Below are 19,446 nucleotides of genomic sequence, written 5' to 3'. Positions count from 1 at the left end.
ACGGCGTCGCGGGTTCACTCGTCCGGGAAGAAGCCCGCGTCCAACTGGGCCGGGGTGGCGTCGGCCAGCGGCGGGGCGGGCACGAGGAAGGCGCCCGGGGTGTTGGACCGTAATGCCGTCAGCCGCTCCCGCTCGGCCACCCGATGGAGCTCCCGTAACGCCCCGACGGCTATCTGCTCGGTCTCGTGGACGTCGCTGGTCAGCCGGTTGAGCGCCTGAACCACGTTCTGGGCGACCTCGGTCGCCGTCGGAGCGGACAGCGGAAGCTTCTGCTTCTCCTTCGGCTCCGGCAACAGCCCCTGCCCGACGGTTCCGGCGACCTCCAGGCAGGCCGCCGTGGCGACCACCCCCACACCCGTGCCGTACGCCGCGAGCAGCGTGCCACTGACCACCAGCATGATCGTCGCCCATTTCACGGCGTCCGCCCCCGAGGTGGAACGGTTGCTGAGCGCCTTCGTGGCCGCGATCGCGTTGTCCAGTAGTTCGAGCGTCGACTTGCGCTGCCGGATGTAGGTGACCTTCATCAGCCTCATCTGATCGCCGACACTCCGGGCCAGGAGGCTGTGGTTCGGCAGAGTCGACTGGAAGGGGGTGAGGAACCTGTCGATGAAGCTGTTCTTGAAGGCGCCGGCCCATTCGTCCATGTCGGTCCGGACGTCGTGGAGGCGGCCGAGGTTCGGGTCGGCTCCCACCCATTTCCCGGTCGAGTCCGGACGGCCGCCGAAGGACGCCTCCACCTGCGACAGGACATCGATGATGGGATTGAACTGATCGGGATCCGGCGTGATCAGCTGTTCGAACGACGGAATGATCCACTCGTGGTCGGAGTTCTCCACCCGGTCGCGATATCGCGCGCGCTCCTCGTCCGAGATGGCGAAGATCGGCGCCTTGTCGGGGTTCTCGTTCGCCCACTTGTCCTCGACCGACCGCGCCCACGAGTCAGCGTCCGCGAGATTCTGCCGGATCAGTTCGGCCTTGAGGGCGCGAGCCTGTTCCCGGACCCTGCCCTCGAAGGCCGCGCCCGCCAGCTCCGGCGGCGTGGTGACATCGAAGAGCGTCGCCCCGGTCTCGGCCATGAATCCGCTCCTGTCCTCTATCGCGAAGGTGCCGAGTCCGGCCTGACAGGATGCTCAGGCGTACCGGGGACCGGCGGGTTCGAGGCCGGCTCGGAGTAGTCGTGGCCGGCCCTGCCTCCCGGCTCGGCCACGGTCACCGAGGTCCCCTCCGGTCCCATGTAGGCCTCGAGGAGGGTCTTGCCGCTCTCCTGGTCGACACGGTCGAAAAGCTCCCGGGCGACGCGCACCCCGCGTGCCGTGTCCATGACCACATCCCCCATCTCGATCATGATCGACTGCATGGTGGACCGCAGATCCTCCCAGGCGGTGCCCAAAGCACTGACCTTGAAGGAGGCGCCGGGATAGACGCTGTCCCGTGCGGGAAACGCGGTGCTGCCGCCGGCAGCTCTCCCGAGAGCCTGGCCGGCGTCGTAGAACACGTCCGCCACGCGCGGCAGGTTGACCTCTGACACTCTCCACAGGCGGTAGAGATCACCACCGGTCACGTTCTCCGGCATTTCCGTTCCCCCGTTCCGTCGGTCGGATCCGCATGTTCACCGATGGCGCCGCCGCACGATCCCGATACCGGCTGCGAGCACCACCGCCAGCGCCAGCCCTCCGGCGAGCCAGATCCAGGTCGGTGCCGAGCCCTCGTTCGAGCCCTCGTTCGAGCCCTCGTTCGAGCCCTCGTTCGAGCCGGAGGACGCAGCCGGGACCTCCATGGCGAAGATCCGGCTCCCCGTCGTGTCGATCAGATAGAGGGGTCCCGCCGACACCGAACTGATCGCGAGTTCCACCGGATCCCTGGCCCCGAACGGATCCACCGGGAGGTCCGTGACGGTCACGATCTCACCGCCCGGTTTCAGCCAGCTGACCTTACGGGCCGTGCTGTCCAGCACATACACCCCGGTGTTCCCGACTCCGAGCGCCCCGATGTCGGCCATGTCCTCCTCTGCCGGCGGCCACCGCCCGGCGTCGCCGACGGCCCACTGCCCGGTTTCCGGCAGGATGACCGGGGCGACCTCACCGGCACGGGCCCGGAAGACGTTGTGGCTCGCGATCCAGAGGTCACCGCTGTCGTCGGTCCCGAGACTTCCCGGCGCGGTGACCGGCGTGTACGACTTCACGGCCCCGTTTCCCGCCGCCACGCTGCGGGTTCCGTCCGGAGCGAAGGCGAGCACCTGACCGGCATTCCGGTCGGACGCGTACAGGGTGCCGTCCGCGGCCACCGCGAGCCCGCGGATGTCCCGGTGCTCCCGGAGAGTCGAGACCTCCGCGCGGACCGAGATGGATCCGTCCGGCGTCAGAGCGTAGACCCGGCTCACCCCGCTGTCCGCGATGAGGACGGTGCCGTCGCCGGCCACGGCGACCTCCGTCGGCGTACGCAGGGAGATCGATGTCGCCCGGGAGCCTGCCGCCACCGCGCTCGTCTCGCCGTCCTCGCCGCCGTCGCCGGCGACCGTCGTGATGGTTCCGTCGGCCCGGACGGCCCGGACCCGGTGGTTGCCCGTATCAGCGATGTAGAGGGTGCCGTCCGGCGCGACCGCGGCGCCGTGCGGACCGTCCAGCTTCGCCGACGCCGCCGGGCCCCCGTCGCCGCCGAAACCCAGCCCGTTCCCACCGGCCACCCGCGTCATCGGAGCGACGCCCTGATCGGCTGCCGCCGGCACCGGAACGGCGAGAACCGACAGCAGCACCGTCACACCGGCGGCGACGCGTCGCACTGTCACGAATTTTGTGTACCACACACCAGCGCATACGTTGGTTTCCATCGATCGGTTCGGCAGGAGCACCCGATAGCGGGAGGATGGCATGAACCCGTACGAGATCGACTTCGGTGATCGACTCCGGGGCATGACGGTTACCGGAACCTCGCCGGACGGTCAGATCCGGGCGACGGTCTCCGGCGACATGCGGCTGGAGCTGCGCCTCCGGCCCGGCGCCTACGACCAGGCTGACGAGCGCGGCCTGAGCAGGCAACTCGCCGGCCTCGGCGCCACCACCTGGGTCGCCTGGGAACGGGAACGCCGCGAGATCTACCGCCGCTACCAGGGCCTGAGCACCGAGGAGGCCGAGGCGGATCGCCGCACCCCACGTGACTCCCGCTATCGGCTCTTCGAGGAAGGACTGCGCAGGCTGGAGTGTCAGGCCCTTTCACCATCTGAGGTATTGCACGTACGAACCGTCGGGATGACCGAGTGGCATGTCGACATCGAGCCGGGCACCCTGCGCCGTCTCCGCGAACCGGAGTTCGTCCAGGAGGTGGTGTCCGCCTTCGGTGGGCTGATCCAGGATCGGGAGCGGAGACTGACCCTGCTCAAGGCCGAGCACTTCGATCTCGGCATCCCCCGATCCTGGCTGGACCGTACGCGCTAGCGGGCGCGGACCGCGTCGTCCTCCTTGGCCATGGTGTCCTGGCGGGCCGGTTCCTCGCGCAGGATCGCCGCGTTGAGCCATTCGTCCGGGATGGCGAAGGCGTCGACCAGCGTGCGCATGTGCGGGCGCAGTTCGCGCAGCAGGTCGTTGATCACGGCGGTGACGGTCTTGGAGCGGGCCGGGGTGAGGCGGCCGTGTTCCAGGAACCAGGCCTTGCCGGCTTCGATGGTGGTCAGGGCGTACAGGTCGCAGAGTTTCGACAGCAGGGCACGTGCCTCGGGGTCGGCGGTGCGGTCGATGCCGGCGACGAAGGCTTCCAGGGTGATCCGGTCGATGTGGGCGGTGGCGACCGCGAGCACGTGGTCCTGGACGTCGTTGAAGATGTCGAAGGGGCGGTCCTTCTTGGTGGCGGCGCCCTTGCGGAGCCGGCGGATCGCGCCGTCCAGGAGGTGTTTCTCCCGGTCCTCGAAGGCGGCCAGGTGCCAGCCGCGGTCGGTCACGGCGACCTCCTCGTCGCGGCCGGGGACGGCGCTGACGAGGCGCTGGATCAGCGAGCGGGCGGCGGTGCGCTCCAGCATCATCTCGCCGACCTGCTCGGCGACGAACGTGGCGCGGCCCCAGCCGTCGAGGGAGCCGAAGGCGTCGCGGTAGCCGGTGAGCAGTCCTTTCGCGACCAGCTGCAGCAGCACCGTGTTGTCGCCTTCGAAGGTGGTGAAGACGTCGGTGTCGGCTTTGAGGCCGGGCAGCCGGTTCTCGGCGAGGTAGCCGGCGCCGCCGCACGCCTCGCGGCACATCTGGATGGTGGCGGTGGCGTTCCAGGTCTGTGCGGCTTTCAGGCCGGCGGCGCGGGATTCGAGTTCGCGCTGGCGGTGCTCGTCGGGTTCGACGAGGGAGAAGACCTCGTCCATGGTGACGGCGAGTTCCTCCTGGGCGAAGGCGTACGCGTACGACCGCGCCAGCGCCGGGAGCAGTTTGCGCTGATGCGCCAGGTAGTCGTTGAGCACCACTTCACGGTCGTCGCCGGGCCGGGTGAACTGGCGCCGGGTGTCGCCGTACCGGACGGCGATGGTGAGCGCGTTGCGGGTGGCCGCGGAGGCGGCGGCGCCGACGGTGACCCGGCCGCGGACCAGGGTGCCGAGCATGGTGAAGAAGCGCCGGGTGTCGTTCTCGATGGTGCTGGTGTAGGCGCCGTCCTCGGCCACCTGGCCGTACCGGTCGAGGAGCATGTCCCGGGGCACGATCACGTGGTCGAAGCTGAGCCGCCCGTTGTCGACGCCGAGGAGCCCGGCCTTGGCGCCGGCGTCGCCGATGGTGACGCCCGGCATCGGGTCGCCGTGCTCGTCACGGATCGGTACCAGCCACGCGTGCACCCCGTAGGAGCGCCCGCCGGTGATCAGCTGCGCGAAGACGACGGCCATCCGCCCGTCCCGGGCCGCGTTGCCGATGTAGTCCTTGCGTGCCGCCTCGTGCGGGGTGTCGAGGACGAAGTGCCCGGACTCGGGAACGTACGTGCAGGTGGTCCGCAACTGCTGGACGTCGGATCCGTGTCCCGTCTCGGTCATGGCGAAGCAGCCCATGATGTCGGCGGAGATGATGCCGCGCAGGTACCGCTCATGGTGGCGGGCCGTCCCGAGCGCGACCACGGCCCCGCCGAACAGGCCCCACTGCACGCCCGCCTTGACCATCAGCGAGAGGTCGACCTGGCCGAGCATCTCGGCGGCGACGGTGGAGCCGCCGGGATCGTCGGAGCCTCCGTACGCGGCGGGGAACGCCGACGCGACCCCGACGTCGGTGGGCAGCGCGCGGATCAGCCGGCTGATCCGGTCCCGCGCCTGGTCCCCGGTCTCGCCGGGAACGGTGACGAACTCGGGGCCGAGCGTGGAGCGCACGGCCTGACGGATGTGCGCCCACCGGCCGTCGAGGACCTCGGTGAGGGACGCGGAAACCCCATTGATCATGACACTATATTACCCACGAGTAACCTCGGATGAACCTCGTACTCGATAATTCGACCTATCGCCCGACAAGGCCGATATGCGCAATCGGGCGGCACACTGGAGATCAGCCTCCCGCTGGCGGTCAGCATCCCCCTGGCCGCCGCCGTCAGGGCTGTCTCCGCGGCGCCGAGACGGCCCTGACAGCCAGCCGGGAACCCGCACGCCGCGGTGGTTCCGGTCAGTCCTCGTGGCCGGGCACGACCAGGGGGTGCCGCTCCTCGTCGCGGGCGGCGATGCCGGCCATCGAGCGCAGGTACTGGCGCCGGGTGATCTCACCGTCCATCAGTTGAGCGCAGAGCACGCCTTCCAGACTCTCCGGTGCGAAGAGCGCCTCCGGAACGGTCAGCGACTCCGTCTCGGCGGACACGTCCGCCCGCACCCCACGTACCGCGAGGACGCAGGCGGCGGCCAGGACCAGGATGAGGAGGGACAGGATCAGCATTGCCACCGCCTTGTCGGTTCACCGCGGGACGCCCGTGCCCCGCCTGCCAGAGAGAACGGATGACGGGCCGCGTCGGTTCGACGATTTCCGGCACGGTCCGTGAATCGTTCTCAGTCCGGGACACGACACGATAGAGGTACGAGGAATGCCCGGTTCTCGGTAATTTTCGCTATCTTTCTGCGGTGACTGGAAAGCGTGATATATCCCGTCTGCCGGATTATGACGGCTTCAGTCGGCTCGCCGGCGACGTCGAGGCCGTTCCGGACGGAGACGACTACCAGGTCCGGCTGCAACCGCTGTCCCGGCGCCGCCCGATCCGGTCCGCTCTGATCGCGGCGTTCGCCTTCGCCTTCGAGAGCACCTTCTTCGGCTGGCTGCTGGCCAAGGTGGAGCTTCCCGACCGGCGCATGCAGACCGCCCTGTTCCTGGTCACCGTCTTCATGATCGCCGCGACCGCGCTGATCGAGCTGTTCCGTCTGGTCAACGTCGTGACCCTGTGCCTGGCGACGCTGCGGGCGCGGGATCCGATCCCGGTGCCGCCGGACGAGCGGCTGCGGGTGGCGTTCCTGACCACGATCGTGCCCGGCAAGGAGCCGATCGAGATGGTGGAACGGACGTTGCGGGCGGCGACCCGGATCCGGCATCCCGGGCGGTACCACGTGTGGCTGCTGGACGAGGGCGACGATCCCGAGGTGCGCCAGATGTGCCGGCGGGTGGGCGTGCACCACTTCAGCCGCAAGGGGGTGCCGGACTGGAACACCGCGGCGGGCGGGTTCAAGGCGAAGACCAAGCACGGCAACTACAACTCGTGGATGGACCGGCACGGCGACGCGTACGACGTGTTCGTCTCGGTGGATCCGGATCACGTGCCGCTGCCGAACTTCTGCGAGCGGCTCCTCGGCTACTTCCGGGACCCCGACGTGGCGTTCGTGATCGGGCCGCAGATCTACGGCAACTACGACAACGTGATCACCAAGTGGGCCGAGTCCCAGCAGTACCTGTTCCACTCGCTGCTGCAGCGGGCCGGCAACCGCCTCGGCATCCCGATGCTGGTGGGGACGAACAACGCCGTACGCATCAAGGCCCTGCAGTCGATCGGTGGCCTGCAGGACTCGATCACCGAGGACATGGCGACCAGCCTGGCCCAGCACGCCTCCCGCAATCCGGCGACCGGCCGGCGCTGGCGGTCGGTCTACACCCCGGACGTCCTGGCCGTCGGCGAGGGCCCGTCCTCCTGGACCGACTACTTCAGCCAGCAGCACCGCTGGTCGCGCGGCACCGACGAAGTGTGCGTGGCCGGGTTCGCGAAGATGATCCCCCGCCTGGGGGTACGCCGTGCGCTGCACTACGCGCTGCTGATGGCGTACTACCCGCTGACCGCGGTCGCCTGGCTGCTCGGCGCGGCCACCGCGGTCTTCCACGTGCTGCTCGGCGTCAAGGGCGTGCAGGTGCCGCAGCAGGTGTGGCTGATGCTGTACGTGGACGCGGCGCTGTTCCAGGTCGGCCTCTACATCTGGAACCGGCGGCACAACGTCAGCCCGCACGAGGAGGCCGGGTCGTCGGGCCTGACCGGGATGCTGCTGTCGACGTTGTGCGCGCCGATCTACGTCACCTCGTTCCTGCAGTCGGTGCTGCGGCGCACGGCCGGTTTCGTGGTGACGCCGAAGGGCGATTCGGCCAGCCCGGACTCGCTGCTGACCTTCCGTACCCATCTGCGGTGGGCGGCCTTCTACGCCGCTCTCCTGATCGTGGCCGCGTTCACCGGCCACGCGCACGGCTTCATGTGGTTGTGGCCGTCGCTCAACCTGGCCCTCTGCCTCACCCCGCCGGCCATCTGGGCGGTGCAGGCGCTCGGCCGGTCCCGCACGAGGCCCGAGACGCACGACGAAGAAGAGAAGGAACCTCTCATGATCGGATCGGCCGCATGACCGCGCGGAGAAGGCCCAGCATCGCCCGGCGGGTGCTGACCATGCTGGTGACGGTGCCGCTGATGGCGGCGGTGGCGGTGGTGAACCGGCCGATCGTGAGTCTCGCCGCGGACCGGTACCACGAGTTCACCATCAACCGGGACTCCTACAAGCAGAAGTTCGGGCACTGGTCGCTGCTGCGGGTTCCGGCGGACTTCCGGGTCAACGCCATCCACGCGGCGATGCTGCGTACCGGCAAGGTGTTGATCATCGCGGGGTCCGGCAACAACCGGGACGACTTCGAGGCCGGCACGTTCCGCACCGTGCTGTGGGATCCGCGCACCGACGAGTTCACCGAGGTGCCGACCCCGACCGACCTGTTCTGCGCCGGGCACACCTTCCTGCCCGACGGCAACCTGCTGGTGGCCGGCGGCACCAAGTCGTACGAGGTCCTGGAAGCCGACATCACCCACGCCGCCGGGGTCATGAAGATCAAGAACGAGTCGCCGGACTTCGGGGCGCGCACCTTCGCGAAGGGCACCCGGTTCGTCGCCGGCAACGGCCGCGTCTACGCGAGCCGGGCAGACGTGACGGTGCCCGCCGCCACCAAGATGACGCACGGCGCCCACACGATGGTGCACGCCGGCGAGGCCGAGGTGTGGGTGGACGCCGTCGACTCCGGCGACGCTCCGATCGTGCGCGAGCCGGCCCAGTACGCCATCGAGGGCCTGACCGGAAACGACAAGCGCAACCTGTACGGCATCGCCGAGAAGATCACCCGCGAGAAGCAGGAGTACGGCGGGGACAAGACGACGTACGAGTTCGACCCGGTCGCCGAACGGTACGTGCGCACCGGCGACATGACCGAGCACCGCTGGTATCCGACCCTGGCCACCATGCCGGACGGTGACGTCCTGGCCGTGTCCGGGCTGGACGAGTTCGGCCGGATGCTGCCCGGCGTCAACGAGCGCTACCAGGTGGACAAGAAGAAGTGGGTGCCCGCGCCGGAGCTGAAGCGGGTGTTCCCGACCTATCCGGCGCTGTTCCTGACCGAGGACGAGAAGCTGTTCTTCTCCGGTTCGAACGCCGGGTACGGATCGGACAGCGAGGGCCGTACCCCCGGCCTGTGGGACGTGGCGAAGAACACCTTCCGCACCGTGCCGGGTCTCGAGGACGCGGCGATGACCGAGACCAGCGCCTCGGTGATGCTGCCGCCGGCCCAGAAGCAGAAGGTGATGATCCTCGGCGGCGGCGCGGTCGGCGACTCGCCGGTGTCCACGGCCCGCACCGCGATCGCCGATCTGAGCGAGAAGCAGCCGCGGTACCGGACCGGCCCGGACCTGCCGGCGCCGGCCCGCTACCTCAACACCGTGGTGCTGCCCGACGACACCGTGTTCACCAGCGGCGGCTCGTCCGGGTACCGGGGTGGGCCCTACCGGGGGCGCAACCGCAGCGACCTGCTGACCGCGCACTTCTACGACCCGGCGCGCGAGGAGTTCCGGGAGGCGGCGGCGCCGAGCGTGGGCCGCAACTACCACGCGGAGGCGCTGCTGCTGCCGGACGGGCGGGTCGTCACCATGGGCAGCGACCCGATCTACGACTCGACCGGCAAGAACCCGGGGACGTTCGAGCAGCGGATCGAGATCTACAGCCCGCCCTACCTGTTCCAGGGCGACCGGCCGGCGATCGACGGCGGGCCGCGGGCGATCGAACGCGGGCGCAAGGCGCAGTTCGCCACGCCGGACGGGTCGCGGATCCGGGCGGCCCGGCTGGTCCGGCCGAGCGCCGTCACGCACGGCACCGACGTGGACCAGCGGTCGGTGGAGGTGGGCGTACGGCGTACCCCCGGCGGGGTGAGCATCGCCGTCCCGGACTCCCCCGGCCTGGTCCCCGCCGGCTGGTACATGCTCTTCGTGGTCGACGGCAAGGGCGTCCCGTCGAAGGCCCGCTGGGTGAGGATCGTCTAGTTGGTGGCGAGCCCGAGCGCGTACTCGGGCCACCACTGACCGGCCGGGGGCGCGTCCGGCAGGCACGCCCCGTCGGACTCCCCCGGCCGTTTGATCCACAGGTACGCGTCGACCCGCGGCGTGCCGGTCTCGGTGGTCGGTGCCGGCCCGAGCGCCCGGCCCGGCGGGTTGCACCAGTGCCCCTCGGCGTCGCGGGCGTCGACCGGCGCCGGCCCGTTGCCGTTGCGGCTGGTGTCGATCACGAACGGCAGCCCGCCGAGCCGGTCGGAGATCGCCGTGCCGTACCCGACGTTCGCCTCGGTGGTCTCGAAGTTCGCCACGTTGAGGCTGAACCCGTCGGCCTCGCGTACCCCGGCCCGGTCCAGGGCCTCGGCCACCCGGCCGGCGTCCTTGATCCAGCCGGGGTTGCCGGCGTCCAGGTAGACGCGTGTCCCCGGCTGTCTCTTGAACGCCCCGATCGCCTCGGCCAGCAGGGTGAGCCGTTCCTCGGCGGCGTCCCCGGTGACGCAGTCGTCGAGCACGTGCGGGATCGCGTCCGGCTCCAGGACGACCACGGCCGGGTGGCCGTTCACGATCGCGGCCAGCTCGGCGATCCAGGCGCGGTAGGCGGCCGCGTCCGGGGCGCCGCCGCCGGAGTGCCCGCCGCAGTCGCGTTGCGGCACGTAGTACGGCACCAGGACGGCCGTCTGCCCCCGGGCGGCGGCGTCGGTGACCAGCCGCCGGGCCCGATCCTGGAAACCGGGGTTCGCGTCGGCGAACCACACCGCGGTCGGCGACTCGGCGATCCGCCGCAGCGCCTCGGCGTCCTCGGCGCGGCCCTCGGCCCGCCACGCCGCCACCTGCTTGACGGCGGGCGCGTCGGGCTCCACGTAGAACCCGGCGGACTCGGGCACCACCGTCGCCGACGGTGTCACGGTGGGCTCCTCCGACGTGCAGCCGCCGAGCACGACCATCGCTGCCAGGGCACAGAGCGCGGGTAACCTTCTCATCGCCCGCGAAGCTACCGGCAGCGGCTACCCGATCGGGGCTCAGCGCACCGAGCGTCCCACCGCAATCGCCTCTTCGAGTGTCATGATTCCCTCCAACCGGTAGGTGACGGCCCCCGTGGTCCAGACCAGCGCCGGGCCCACGAGACGGGCGGTCGCGAGGCGCTCCACCCCGTCCCGGCCGACGTAGGTCACCGGGTGCGGGCGCGGCATCCACGCCGCGGTGACGACCGCGGCGCCCAGCTCGACCGGCCGCGCGTCCGGCGACGTCTTGAGGAACACCGTGTCCAGCCGCCCGTCGAACTGGTCGAACCGCACGGCCCCGCCCCGGTACCGCATGGTGATCACCCGCGGGTGGCCCCGCGGATCGGGGTCGGCGAGCTCGACGGACTCGGGTTCGCCCAGATCGGCGGGGACCAGGACCGGGAAGGCGGCGGCCCGGCGGGCCTCGGCCAGCACGGCCGGGCCGGCCGACGGCAGCGGGTCCGGGGTGGCCGGGAGGGTGGCACGGGGCTGCTCACGGCGTACCTCGACGCCCGCGATCCGCAGCAGGTCGCCGACCACCTCGGCCACCGCGGCCCGGGCCGGCGCCACTCCGGCGACAGCGACGATGAGGGCGGCGGCCAGCACCGCGAGCCACCGGCGGGCGCGAGGCCGGCGCGGCGCCGGGTGGGCGAGGCGCGCCCGGACCGCTTCCCGCTGATCGACTGCCGGGGGTACGGGCCACCGGGCGCCCAGTTCCCGCAGCTCGGCGATGAGATCGTCAGGCTCGGGCATCGGGCACCTCCTGCGGCAGCCGGTCGCGAAGCCGGGCCAGGGCCCGTGAGGTCCGCGACTTGACCGTCCCCTTCGGCAGGTCCAGCATGACCGCGGTCTCCGCCTCGGACAGGTCCAGCAGGTACCGGCAGACCAGCACCTCCCGGTCCCGCCCGTCGAGCGCCCGCAACTGCTCCACCAGGAAGCGGCGGCGCTCGCCGGCCACCGCCGACTCGGCCGGGCCGGGTTCCCACCGCACCGGGTCCTCCCGCGCCGCCGCGCGCAGCCACAGCCCTTCCCGGCGGCGGCGTCCCCGCACCAGGTTGCGGGTCTCGTTCGCCACGATCGCCAGCAGCCACGCCCGGAACCCGGCGTCGCCCCGGTACCGGCCCAGCTGCCGATACGCCTTCACGAACGCCTCCTGCACCACGTCGTCCGCGTCCGCACCGGCCCCGAGCAGCACCGCGGCCCGGTGCGCGGGCGCGGTGCACCGGGCGACCAGCACCTCGTAGGCGTCCAGATCTCCGCCTCGGGCCCGGGCCACCACAGCCGCCTCGTCGTCGTCGATGACCGCTCCCCTCAGCCGCACACCCTAGTGACACCGCCCGCCGCGAACCGGTTCCCCGGCCGGCTGTCAGTGCTGTCTCGGCGCCGAAACCGGCCGGGAACCCGGTGGGGCCGGGCGGTGTCGAGAGGACATGACCACTCGCCGTAACGTTCTGCTCCTCGCCGGTTCGGGCCTGGTGCTCGCCGGCTGCCGGGAACCGGCCCAGGCGGCCGCGGCCACCGCACCGGATGTGCTGCTCGCCGAGTCGGACCGGGGCCTGCTCCGGCTCGGCCCGTCCGGGGAGCAGGTTCTCGGCGCCGCGGCGGCCTCCTTCGACGGCGCCCATGTGTACGCCGCCACCGATGGCCGTCTCGACCAGGTCGATCCGGTCAGCGGGGCGGTGGTCCGGTCGGCCCGGATCGCCGGGGGCTGGACGCCGCGGGTGGTCGCCACGGACGGACGGGCGTGCGCACTGAGCCGGGCGGGGGCCTCCGACCGGCCCGCCGCGCGCGCCCGGACCACCCTGCTGGTCGCCGGGCCGGCCGGGGAACGCGAGTACGACCTGCCCGGCGTGATCGAACCGGACGCGTTCACCGCCGACCTGACCGGCCTGTTCGTCCTCGACTGGTTGCCGGCCACCGCGCCGGACCACTACCGGGTCCGGCAGCTCGACCTGATCACCGGGCAGGTGCGGCCGCTGATCACCCGTACCAAGGTGGCGATCCCCGCCGGGGCCGAGGAGCAGATGCGCGGCGAGGGACGGCAGGCGGTCCTGTCGGCGGACCGGAAGCTGCTGTTCACGCTGTACACGCATCAGCCGGGACACCGGCACACCCGGGACCTGGTGTCCGGGCGGCCCGGCGGCGCGCACGCGTTCGTGCACGTGCTGCACCTGAGCGAGGGGTGGGCGTACTGCCTGGATCTGCCGCACCCGTTCGGGGAAGGACCGGCGGCGGGACACGCGCTGGCCGCCGACGCCCGGAACCTGGTCGTCGCCGACCTGAACGCGGGGCGGATCGCCTACGCGAACCCGGAGTCGCTCACGATCGAACGGGTGGTGGACGTGCCACCGGTGGCCGGGTCGGCGGCGGCGCTGGCGCTGACCACGGACGACCGGATCCTGATCGGCGCGGGCGGTGTCACGGTGCTGGACCGGGCGCCGGGGCGGCGGACCGGGCGCTGGGAGCTGCCGGGGCCGGTCCGCGGGCTGGCGCTGAGCCGGGACGGCAGCCGCCTGCACGTGGGTGGCACCGGCCGGGTGACCTGGCTCGACGCCCGGACCGGCACACGTCTGGGCGAGGTCGCCGTCCCCGGCCTGACCGCGTTACGCCACGCCGCCTGAGCCGTCCGAGCGGCGCAGCACGTCCAGCACGAACCACTCGTCGGAGTGATGGACGACCGCTTCCAGGCCGGGGATGGCGGCCAGCGCGGCGTGCGCGTTGAAGCCGTCGTAGTTGCCGCCGTTCTCCCGGTCGCGGAAGTGCACCGACACCAGGTCGCCACCCGGCTCCAGACGCTGGACGAGGCCGTCCAGCAGCGTGGAAAGGTCGTCGGCGGACAGGTAGTAAAGCAGGTCGCCGATCACGATCAGGTCGAAGTCGCCGTCCGGCAGGCCGGCGGGCAACTCGGCCCGCTCCGCCCGCACGTTCGGCAGGTCCGCGAGGTTCTGCCGGGCGAGCTCGACGGCCTCCTCGACGCTGTCGACCGCGAGCACCTCGTCGCAGCGGGCGGCGAGCATCCGGGTGAGGGTGCCGATCGAGGCGCCCGGCTCGTAACAGCGCCGGTAGCGCTCGCGCGGCAGGCTGGCCATGGTGACCGCGAACTTGCGCCGGTCGTGCCACTTCGTCGCGATGTCCCACGGGTCGTCCTTCGCCAGGTAGAGCCCGGTGAAGTAATCCAGGGAGACGGTGCTCTCCGGTGGTGCGGCGTCGCCTGCTGCTCGTGTCACCCGCCGATTGTGCCCCCGGCCCGCCCGGCGGCGACGGTCAGGGTGCCGACGCCCTCGTCCGCGATCAGGTCGATGCCGCCGGTCCCACCGGTCACGGTGAACCGGGTGTCCTTGTCGACGCCCTGGTTCCGGTCGCCGTAGAGGACGACGGCGCCGGCGCCGCGCCGCAGCACGGCCCGGACCGGGACCTTGCGGCCGGTGGTGATCCGCCAGTCGTGCACGCCGCCGGACATCGAGATGCCGACGACGCCGTCCTGCCGGGGCAGCCGGAGGTCCAGCGCGGCGGCGCCACCGAGCAGATCGACCCGGTCGACGCGGCCGCCGGTCAGGTCGATGATGCCGGTCCGCACCCCGCCGCGCATCAGCACCGACCAGGTGACCGCCGGGCTGAGCCGCACGTCCACCCGCGCGGATCCGGCGGCGCCGGCCTTGTCCACGAAGAGCCGCACCGCGCCGCCCTCCAGGACCGCCCGCGGCCGGATGCCGCTGCCGGCCGGGGTGGAGACCTGGAACCAGCGGTCGCCGGTGGCGCCGATCGTCACGTTGAGTTCGGTGGTGCCGTCGGCCAGCTCGAAGGTCGCGGCGTCCGGCGCCACACTCGCCTCGATGGAGACCGGCGGAGTGGCCGGGACCGTCGCCTGCGGGACCGCGGTGCTCGCCGGGGCCGCCGCCGGACCGGTCGCCGGGCCGCCGTCGTCCGAGCCGAACGCGTACCACCCGGCGACGCCCGCCACGAGCGCCCCGGCGAGCGTCGCGGCGACGATCCGCCCGGCCGGGCGGCGGACCGGCGAGGACTCGCTGATGACGGTCGGTTCCCTGGTCGGCCGGCGGGCCGCCGACTCGACGGTGGGCCGCCCGGGGCCGCGGTTCTGCCACGCCGGGGTGGTCCGGACCGCCTCGGCGCCGTCCGGCTCGTAGTGGTCGGCGGGCGGCCCGGCCCGGTGCGGGGCGTCCGGCCAGTAGCCGGCGATGTCGGGCACTCTCTCCGGCTGGGCGGGTGTCTCGGTGTCGGTACTGTCCACGCTGCTCTCCTCGAACCACGGGAAGGCTCCGCACCGAGATACGGACGGGAACGCCGATCGGATCAACTGGGCGCGCTCCCAGGCTAATTGTTATCGCTACACCCTTGCCCTCACCGCCGCCGGTCGGGTAGATCCTTATCAAATCATTAAGTCCCCATGTGAACGTTCCCCAGGAAGCGATTTGATGCCGGAAGACGATACCCGCGACGGACTGCGGGTCGGCGGCTGGATTCCGCCCTATTCGCCCGGCGGTGGCGCCGCCGGGCCACTCCGGCCCGAGACCCGGCAGGCCTTCGGTGGCCGGCCTCGCCCGGGAGCCCCCTTCCCCCGGTCCGAGGGGCGCCGGCTGACCCGCCCACGCCTGGTCCTCGCCGCCTCCATCTGCCTCGCGTGCGCGGCCACGGCCGCCGTGGCCGTACTCCTCGACGGCTCGCGCAGGCCCGAGCCGGTGGCCGCCGAGTTCACCTTCCCCCAGCCGGCCCCACCGTTCGAGCTGTCCGCACCGGCCGAGCCCACCACCGGTGACGTGCCGGTCAGCGTCCAGCCGTCACCCTCGGTGACCTCGACGGCCCCGATCCCGCCCGCGCCGCCGGCCACCTCGGCACGCCACACGCCGGCGTCCCCGGCCGGCCCGACGGCGACCCGGACGACCGCGGCGCCGCCCCGGGCGACCACCGCGCCGGTGTCGCTCACGACCGGCACGACGGTCGGGCTGGAGGCCGCGGACCGTCCCGGACATCGGGTGCGGCACCGGGATCACCGCGCCCGCCTGGATTCGATAGGACCGGCGGACAGCGATGCCGTGCAGGCGGATTCGAATTTCCGCGTGCGCACCGGGCTGGCCGGTTCCGGGTGTGTGTCACTCGAATCAGTGAACTTTCCCGGCTATTATCTCCGCCATCGGAATTTCGAGATTCGTCTCGACCGGAACGACCGCTCGGAGCTATTCCGTCAGGACGCGACTTTCTGCCCGGTGACGATTCGCGGAGGCGCCGGGCTGGCGCTGCGGTCGGTCAATTACCCGGACCACTTCGTGGTCGCCGGACGGGATTCGCTGCGGATCGCCGAGACGAGCGCGGCGAGGGCGCTGGCCCTCGAACCGCGGACCGCGCTCTGATCGTCCCCGGCTGGCCCATCCAGCCGGGGGCGATCAGGCTCCCTGTGGAGTTCCGGCGCACCGTCCGTCCCGGCTCCACACACCGGAACTCAGCCGGGGAGTCGGCGCCGGCTCGGGTCGTGACCCGGTGTCACTTGACCGTGAAGCCCTGCTCCTGGCCGTACTTGACGGAGGCGTCCTGCCAGGCCTTCAGCCCGTCGGTGAGGTTTCCCTGCCCGAGGTACGCCTTGCCGACCGTGTCGCCGTAGATGCTGTTGGCGTAGACCTGGAACGGCAGGTAGTTCCAGCCGGGGACGACCTGCGCGGCCGACTCGGCGAGCACCTCGTTGACCTTCTGGCCACCGAAGTACGGGAACTCCTTGCCCTTGAACGCGGCCGCGTTGAGCTCCTTGGTGGTCGCCGGGAAGGCGCCCTTGTCGACCCGGGACTGCGCGCCCTCGTCGACGGCGATGTACTTCAGGAATCCGTACGCGAGCGCCTTCTTCGTGCCGGCCTCGGTGATCGCCAGGGAGCTGCCGCCGTTCTCGGCGGCCGCCTTGCCGCCGCTCTCCCACTGCGGCATCGGCGCGACCCGCCACTTGCCCTTCGCGGCCGCCGCGCCGCTCTCCAGGTTGCTCGGCATCCACGCGCCGATCACCAGGGAGGCGATGGTGCCGTCGCTGAGCCCTTTGAACCACTCGTCGGTCCAGGAGACCACCGGGGAGAGCAGCTTCTTGTCGAGCATCCCCTGCCAGACGCCGGTGAACCTCTGGCTGCCGGCGTCGGCGAGGTTCACCGTGACGTCGGTGCCGTTCACCGTGTACGGCTTGCCGCCGGCCTGCCAGATCAGGCTGGTGGTGAACCCGGCCTCGCCGGCGTCGGCGGTGATGTACGCCTTCGGGTCCGCCTGATGCAGCTTCTCCGCGGCCGCCGCGTACTCCTCCCAGGTCTTCGGGATGGCGATGCCGTGCTTGTCGAAGACCTCCTTGTTGTAGAACAGCGCCATCGGCCCGGAGTCGATCGGCAGGCCGTACACGCCCTTGCCGCCGGAGCGCACCGCGTTCCAGGTGCCCGGGGTGAACGCGCTCTCCAATGATCCCGCGCCGAACGCGGTCAGGTCGGCGGCCGTCTTGGACAGCACGAACTGCGGCAGCGCGTAGTACTCCAGCTGCACCACGTCCGGCACACCCGAACCGGCCTGCACGGCGTTCTGCAGCGCCAGGTACTCGTCCTTGTTGGTGCCGGCGTTGACCACCTTCACCTTGACCCCGGGGTACTTCTTCATGAACTCGGCGGCCACCGGCTCGATCGTGCTGTCCCAGGCCCAGACGGTCAGCTCCCCGCCGGCTTCCAGGGCGGCCTTCACGTCCGCCTCGGACGCGCCGGCCGTGGCGGTGGCGGCGCCCGGCTCGTCCGAGCCGCCGCAACCGGCGGCCAGGAGGGTTATCGACAGGGCGGCGCCCAGGAGTGCGCGCCGACGGGTGATCGACATGACTATCCCTTCTATTGCTTGACGCTTCCCGCGGCCAGACCCGACTGCCAGTACCGCTGCAGCAGCAGGAACGCCACGATGAGGGGGACGATGGTGAGGAGCGAACCGGTGATCACGAGATCGAAGACGACGTCCCCGCCGACCGTGTTGGCCTGCATGTTCCAGGAGTAGAGGCCGAGCGTGAGCGGGAAGAGGTCGGGGTCCTTCAGCATGATCAGCGGGAGGAAGAAGTTGTTCCAGGTCGCGACGATGTTGAAGAGCAGGACGGTGACCAGGCCGGGTGCGAGCAACGGCAGGGAGATCGTGAAGAAGGTACGGAACTCGCCGGCCCCGTCCACCCGGGCCGACTCCAGGATCTCGTTCGGCACGGCCTCGGTGGCGTACGTCCACATCAGGTAGAGGCCGAACGGCGACACCAGCGACGGGATGATGATCGCCCAGGGGGTGTCGGTGAGCCCCATCCTGGCGAACATCAGGAACGTCGGGACGGCCAGCGCGGTCGACGGGCAGGCGATGCCGATCAGGACCACGGCGAAGACGCCCCGCCGGCCGGGGAAGTCGAACTTGGCCAGCCCGTACCCGGCGAGGGCGGCGAGCAGGGTCGCGCCGCCCGCGCCGACGGCCACGTACAGCACGGTGTTGAGCATCCAGCGGCCGAAGATGCCGTCCTGGTAGGTGAAGGTCTGGCCGATGTTCTCGAGGAGCGCGAACTCCCCGCCGAACCAGAGCCCGAACGTGCCGAGCAGGTCCTCCTGATTCTTCGTCGCACTGATCGCCAGCCAGGCCAGCGGCAGCAGCGTGTAGATCACCATCACGCCGGTGACGACGGTCAGCGTGCGGCTGCGGGCGCGGGGCCGGCGGGAGACCGGCGGCGCCGGGGCGTGGCCGGGGCGGCGGGCCGCCGGCCGGATGGTGGGCACGGCGGTCACTCAGTCCACCCCCTTCAGGGAGCGGCGCTGGAAGAGGTACGCCACGATCATCGTCGCCACGCCCATGACCAGCGCGATCGTCGCCGAGTAGTTGACCTGCTGCCCGGTGAACGACAGCTGGTACGTGTACACGTTCGGCGTGAAGTAGGTGGTGATCGCGTTCGGGGCGATCGACTTGAGGATCTGCGGCTCGGTGAAGAGCTGGAAACTGCCGATGATCGAGAAGATCGTCGCCACCACGAGCGGCCCGCGCAGCGCCGGCAGCTTGATCGCCCGGATGATCCGGAACTGGCCGGCCCCGTCGATGGCGGCGGCCTCGTACAGCGCGGTGTCCACCACCCGCAGGCCGGAGTACAGGATGAGCATGTTGTAGCCGACGAACTCCCAGGTCACGATGTTGCCGATGGTGGTGAGGATCCAGTCCGGGGCGAGCGGGTCCGGGATGTTCAGCCCGAGCCCCTCGTTGAGGCTGCCGACCAGGCCGAACCGGATGCCGTACAGGAAGCCGCACATCAGGGTGGCGACGACGGCCGGCACCGCGTACGGCAGGAAGATCGAGACCCGGAAGAACCCGGTCCCGTAGAGCCGCCCGCTGTCGATGGCCAGGGCCACCAGCAGCGCCAGCCCGAGCATGATCGGAACCTGGACGGCGAGGAAGATCGCGACCCGGCTCACGCCCTCCCAGAACTGCGGGTCGCTGAACGTCTTGGTGTAGTTCTCCATCCCGACGAAGCCGGTGCCGCCGACCAGCTTGGTGCGGAACACGCTGAGGTACGCCGAGTAGCCGATCGGCGCCAGGAACACCAGTGCGAACACCGCCAGGAACGGACCGGTGAACTGCCACCCGATCCATGAACGCCGGGTCACCACTTCCCCCTCTGTAGGGTGTTTACGTAAACATGAGCGCCATGTTTACGTAAACATGG

General features: G+C 71.1%; 19 protein-coding genes. 5 read left to right on the top strand and 14 right to left on the bottom strand.

The features are described from left to right. Window positions 1-14: 14 nt before the first annotated feature. The 3 genes from Aut01nite_RS14795 to Aut01nite_RS14785 are packed head-to-tail and all read right to left on the bottom strand — an operon-like array spanning window position 15 to window position 2,785. Window positions 15-1,076, bottom strand: coding sequence for a hypothetical protein (locus Aut01nite_RS14795; RefSeq protein ID WP_043523461.1), 1,062 nt, complete (start codon window positions 1,074-1,076; stop codon window positions 15-17). A gap of 17 nt (window positions 1,077-1,093) precedes the next feature. Next, complete coding sequence (locus Aut01nite_RS14790; RefSeq protein WP_043523460.1) at window positions 1,094-1,573, bottom strand: hypothetical protein; 480 nt, start codon at window positions 1,571-1,573, stop codon at window positions 1,094-1,096. Between the two features lie 36 nt (window positions 1,574-1,609). Beyond that, window positions 1,610-2,785, bottom strand: a complete 1,176-nt coding sequence (locus tag Aut01nite_RS14785; RefSeq protein WP_161790593.1) for an NHL domain-containing protein — start codon at window positions 2,783-2,785, stop codon at window positions 1,610-1,612. Between the two features lie 82 nt (window positions 2,786-2,867). On the opposite strand from Aut01nite_RS14785, the gene Aut01nite_RS14780 reads away from it, so the two are divergent. Next, window positions 2,868-3,431: a YbaB/EbfC family nucleoid-associated protein gene (locus Aut01nite_RS14780; protein ID WP_043523458.1), complete on the top strand. Its 564-nt coding sequence runs from the start codon at window positions 2,868-2,870 to the stop codon at window positions 3,429-3,431. Here the strand turns inward: Aut01nite_RS14780 and Aut01nite_RS14775 are convergent. Beyond that, complete coding sequence (locus Aut01nite_RS14775; protein WP_043523457.1) at window positions 3,428-5,389, bottom strand: acyl-CoA dehydrogenase family protein; 1,962 nt, start codon at window positions 5,387-5,389, stop codon at window positions 3,428-3,430. The two genes, Aut01nite_RS14780 and Aut01nite_RS14775, sit on opposite strands and share 4 nt — an antisense overlap. A 217-nt stretch (window positions 5,390-5,606) precedes the next feature. Further along, window positions 5,607-5,870, bottom strand: a complete 264-nt coding sequence (locus tag Aut01nite_RS14770; RefSeq protein WP_043523456.1) for a hypothetical protein — start codon at window positions 5,868-5,870, stop codon at window positions 5,607-5,609. A gap of 182 nt (window positions 5,871-6,052) precedes the next feature. Between Aut01nite_RS14770 and Aut01nite_RS14765 the strand changes: the two genes are divergently transcribed. Together Aut01nite_RS14765 and glxA are read left to right on the top strand one after the other, a co-directional pair. Continuing rightward, complete coding sequence (locus Aut01nite_RS14765) at window positions 6,053-7,798, top strand: glycosyltransferase family 2 protein (protein WP_236642579.1); 1,746 nt, start codon at window positions 6,053-6,055, stop codon at window positions 7,796-7,798. Beyond that, window positions 7,795-9,744, top strand: a complete 1,950-nt coding sequence (gene glxA, locus Aut01nite_RS14760; RefSeq protein WP_083998579.1) for a radical copper oxidase GlxA — start codon at window positions 7,795-7,797, stop codon at window positions 9,742-9,744. The genes Aut01nite_RS14765 and glxA overlap by 4 nt, the downstream gene beginning before the upstream one ends. Here glxA and Aut01nite_RS14755 read toward each other — a convergent pair. From Aut01nite_RS14755 to Aut01nite_RS14745, 3 genes are read right to left on the bottom strand one after another with little or no spacing between them, the layout of a single operon-like run. Further along, window positions 9,741-10,733 (bottom strand): glycoside hydrolase family 6 protein, encoded by a 993-nt coding sequence (locus Aut01nite_RS14755; RefSeq protein WP_043523455.1) that lies wholly within the window; start codon window positions 10,731-10,733, stop codon window positions 9,741-9,743. The two genes, glxA and Aut01nite_RS14755, sit on opposite strands and share 4 nt — an antisense overlap. 39 nt (window positions 10,734-10,772) lie before the next feature. Then, window positions 10,773-11,507, bottom strand: a complete 735-nt coding sequence (locus tag Aut01nite_RS14750; protein ID WP_043523454.1) for a hypothetical protein — start codon at window positions 11,505-11,507, stop codon at window positions 10,773-10,775. After that, window positions 11,494-12,075 carry an RNA polymerase sigma factor gene (locus Aut01nite_RS14745; protein WP_052163358.1) on the bottom strand — a complete coding sequence of 194 codons (582 nt, stop codon included), beginning with the start codon at window positions 12,073-12,075 and terminating at the stop codon, window positions 11,494-11,496. The genes Aut01nite_RS14750 and Aut01nite_RS14745 overlap by 14 nt, the downstream gene beginning before the upstream one ends. 109 nt (window positions 12,076-12,184) lie before the next feature. Here Aut01nite_RS14745 and Aut01nite_RS14740 point away from each other — a divergent pair, with 109 nt between their 5' ends. After that, complete coding sequence (locus Aut01nite_RS14740; RefSeq protein WP_052163357.1) at window positions 12,185-13,375, top strand: YncE family protein; 1,191 nt, start codon at window positions 12,185-12,187, stop codon at window positions 13,373-13,375. Here Aut01nite_RS14740 and Aut01nite_RS14735 read toward each other — a convergent pair. The 3 genes from Aut01nite_RS14735 to Aut01nite_RS43475 all read right to left on the bottom strand — a co-directional run bounded on the left by Aut01nite_RS14735 (window position 13,358) and on the right by Aut01nite_RS43475 (window position 15,696). Then, window positions 13,358-13,981: a class I SAM-dependent methyltransferase gene (locus Aut01nite_RS14735; protein WP_052163356.1), complete on the bottom strand. Its 624-nt coding sequence runs from the start codon at window positions 13,979-13,981 to the stop codon at window positions 13,358-13,360. The genes Aut01nite_RS14740 and Aut01nite_RS14735 overlap by 18 nt on opposite strands. Next, window positions 13,978-15,003 carry a hypothetical protein gene (locus Aut01nite_RS14730; protein ID WP_052163355.1) on the bottom strand — a complete coding sequence of 342 codons (1,026 nt, stop codon included), beginning with the start codon at window positions 15,001-15,003 and terminating at the stop codon, window positions 13,978-13,980. The genes Aut01nite_RS14735 and Aut01nite_RS14730 overlap by 4 nt, the downstream gene beginning before the upstream one ends. A gap of 237 nt (window positions 15,004-15,240) precedes the next feature. Next, window positions 15,241-15,696 (bottom strand): hypothetical protein, encoded by a 456-nt coding sequence (locus tag Aut01nite_RS43475; RefSeq protein WP_161790592.1) that lies wholly within the window; start codon window positions 15,694-15,696, stop codon window positions 15,241-15,243. Between Aut01nite_RS43475 and Aut01nite_RS43470 the strand changes: the two genes are divergently transcribed. Continuing rightward, window positions 15,686-16,120: an AbfB domain-containing protein gene (locus Aut01nite_RS43470; protein ID WP_161790591.1), complete on the top strand. Its 435-nt coding sequence runs from the start codon at window positions 15,686-15,688 to the stop codon at window positions 16,118-16,120. The two genes, Aut01nite_RS43475 and Aut01nite_RS43470, sit on opposite strands and share 11 nt — an antisense overlap. 130 nt (window positions 16,121-16,250) lie before the next feature. Here the strand turns inward: Aut01nite_RS43470 and Aut01nite_RS14720 are convergent, their stop codons facing one another. The 3 genes from Aut01nite_RS14720 to Aut01nite_RS14710 are packed head-to-tail and all read right to left on the bottom strand — an operon-like array spanning window position 16,251 to window position 19,387. Beyond that, window positions 16,251-17,591: an ABC transporter substrate-binding protein gene (locus tag Aut01nite_RS14720; RefSeq protein WP_043523453.1), complete on the bottom strand. Its 1,341-nt coding sequence runs from the start codon at window positions 17,589-17,591 to the stop codon at window positions 16,251-16,253. A gap of 11 nt (window positions 17,592-17,602) precedes the next feature. Beyond that, window positions 17,603-18,520, bottom strand: a complete 918-nt coding sequence (locus tag Aut01nite_RS14715) for a carbohydrate ABC transporter permease (protein WP_043523452.1) — start codon at window positions 18,518-18,520, stop codon at window positions 17,603-17,605. Beyond that, window positions 18,521-19,387 carry a carbohydrate ABC transporter permease gene (locus Aut01nite_RS14710; RefSeq protein ID WP_307837508.1) on the bottom strand — a complete coding sequence of 289 codons (867 nt, stop codon included), beginning with the start codon at window positions 19,385-19,387 and terminating at the stop codon, window positions 18,521-18,523. Window positions 19,388-19,446: the final 59 nt, after the last annotated feature.

This window comes from Actinoplanes utahensis, from assembly GCF_016862455.1.
GTDB lineage: Bacteria > Actinomycetota > Actinomycetes > Mycobacteriales > Micromonosporaceae > Actinoplanes > Actinoplanes utahensis.
Note: the sequence above shows the minus strand (reverse complement) of the source record. Positions and strands in the feature narration are given on the sequence as shown.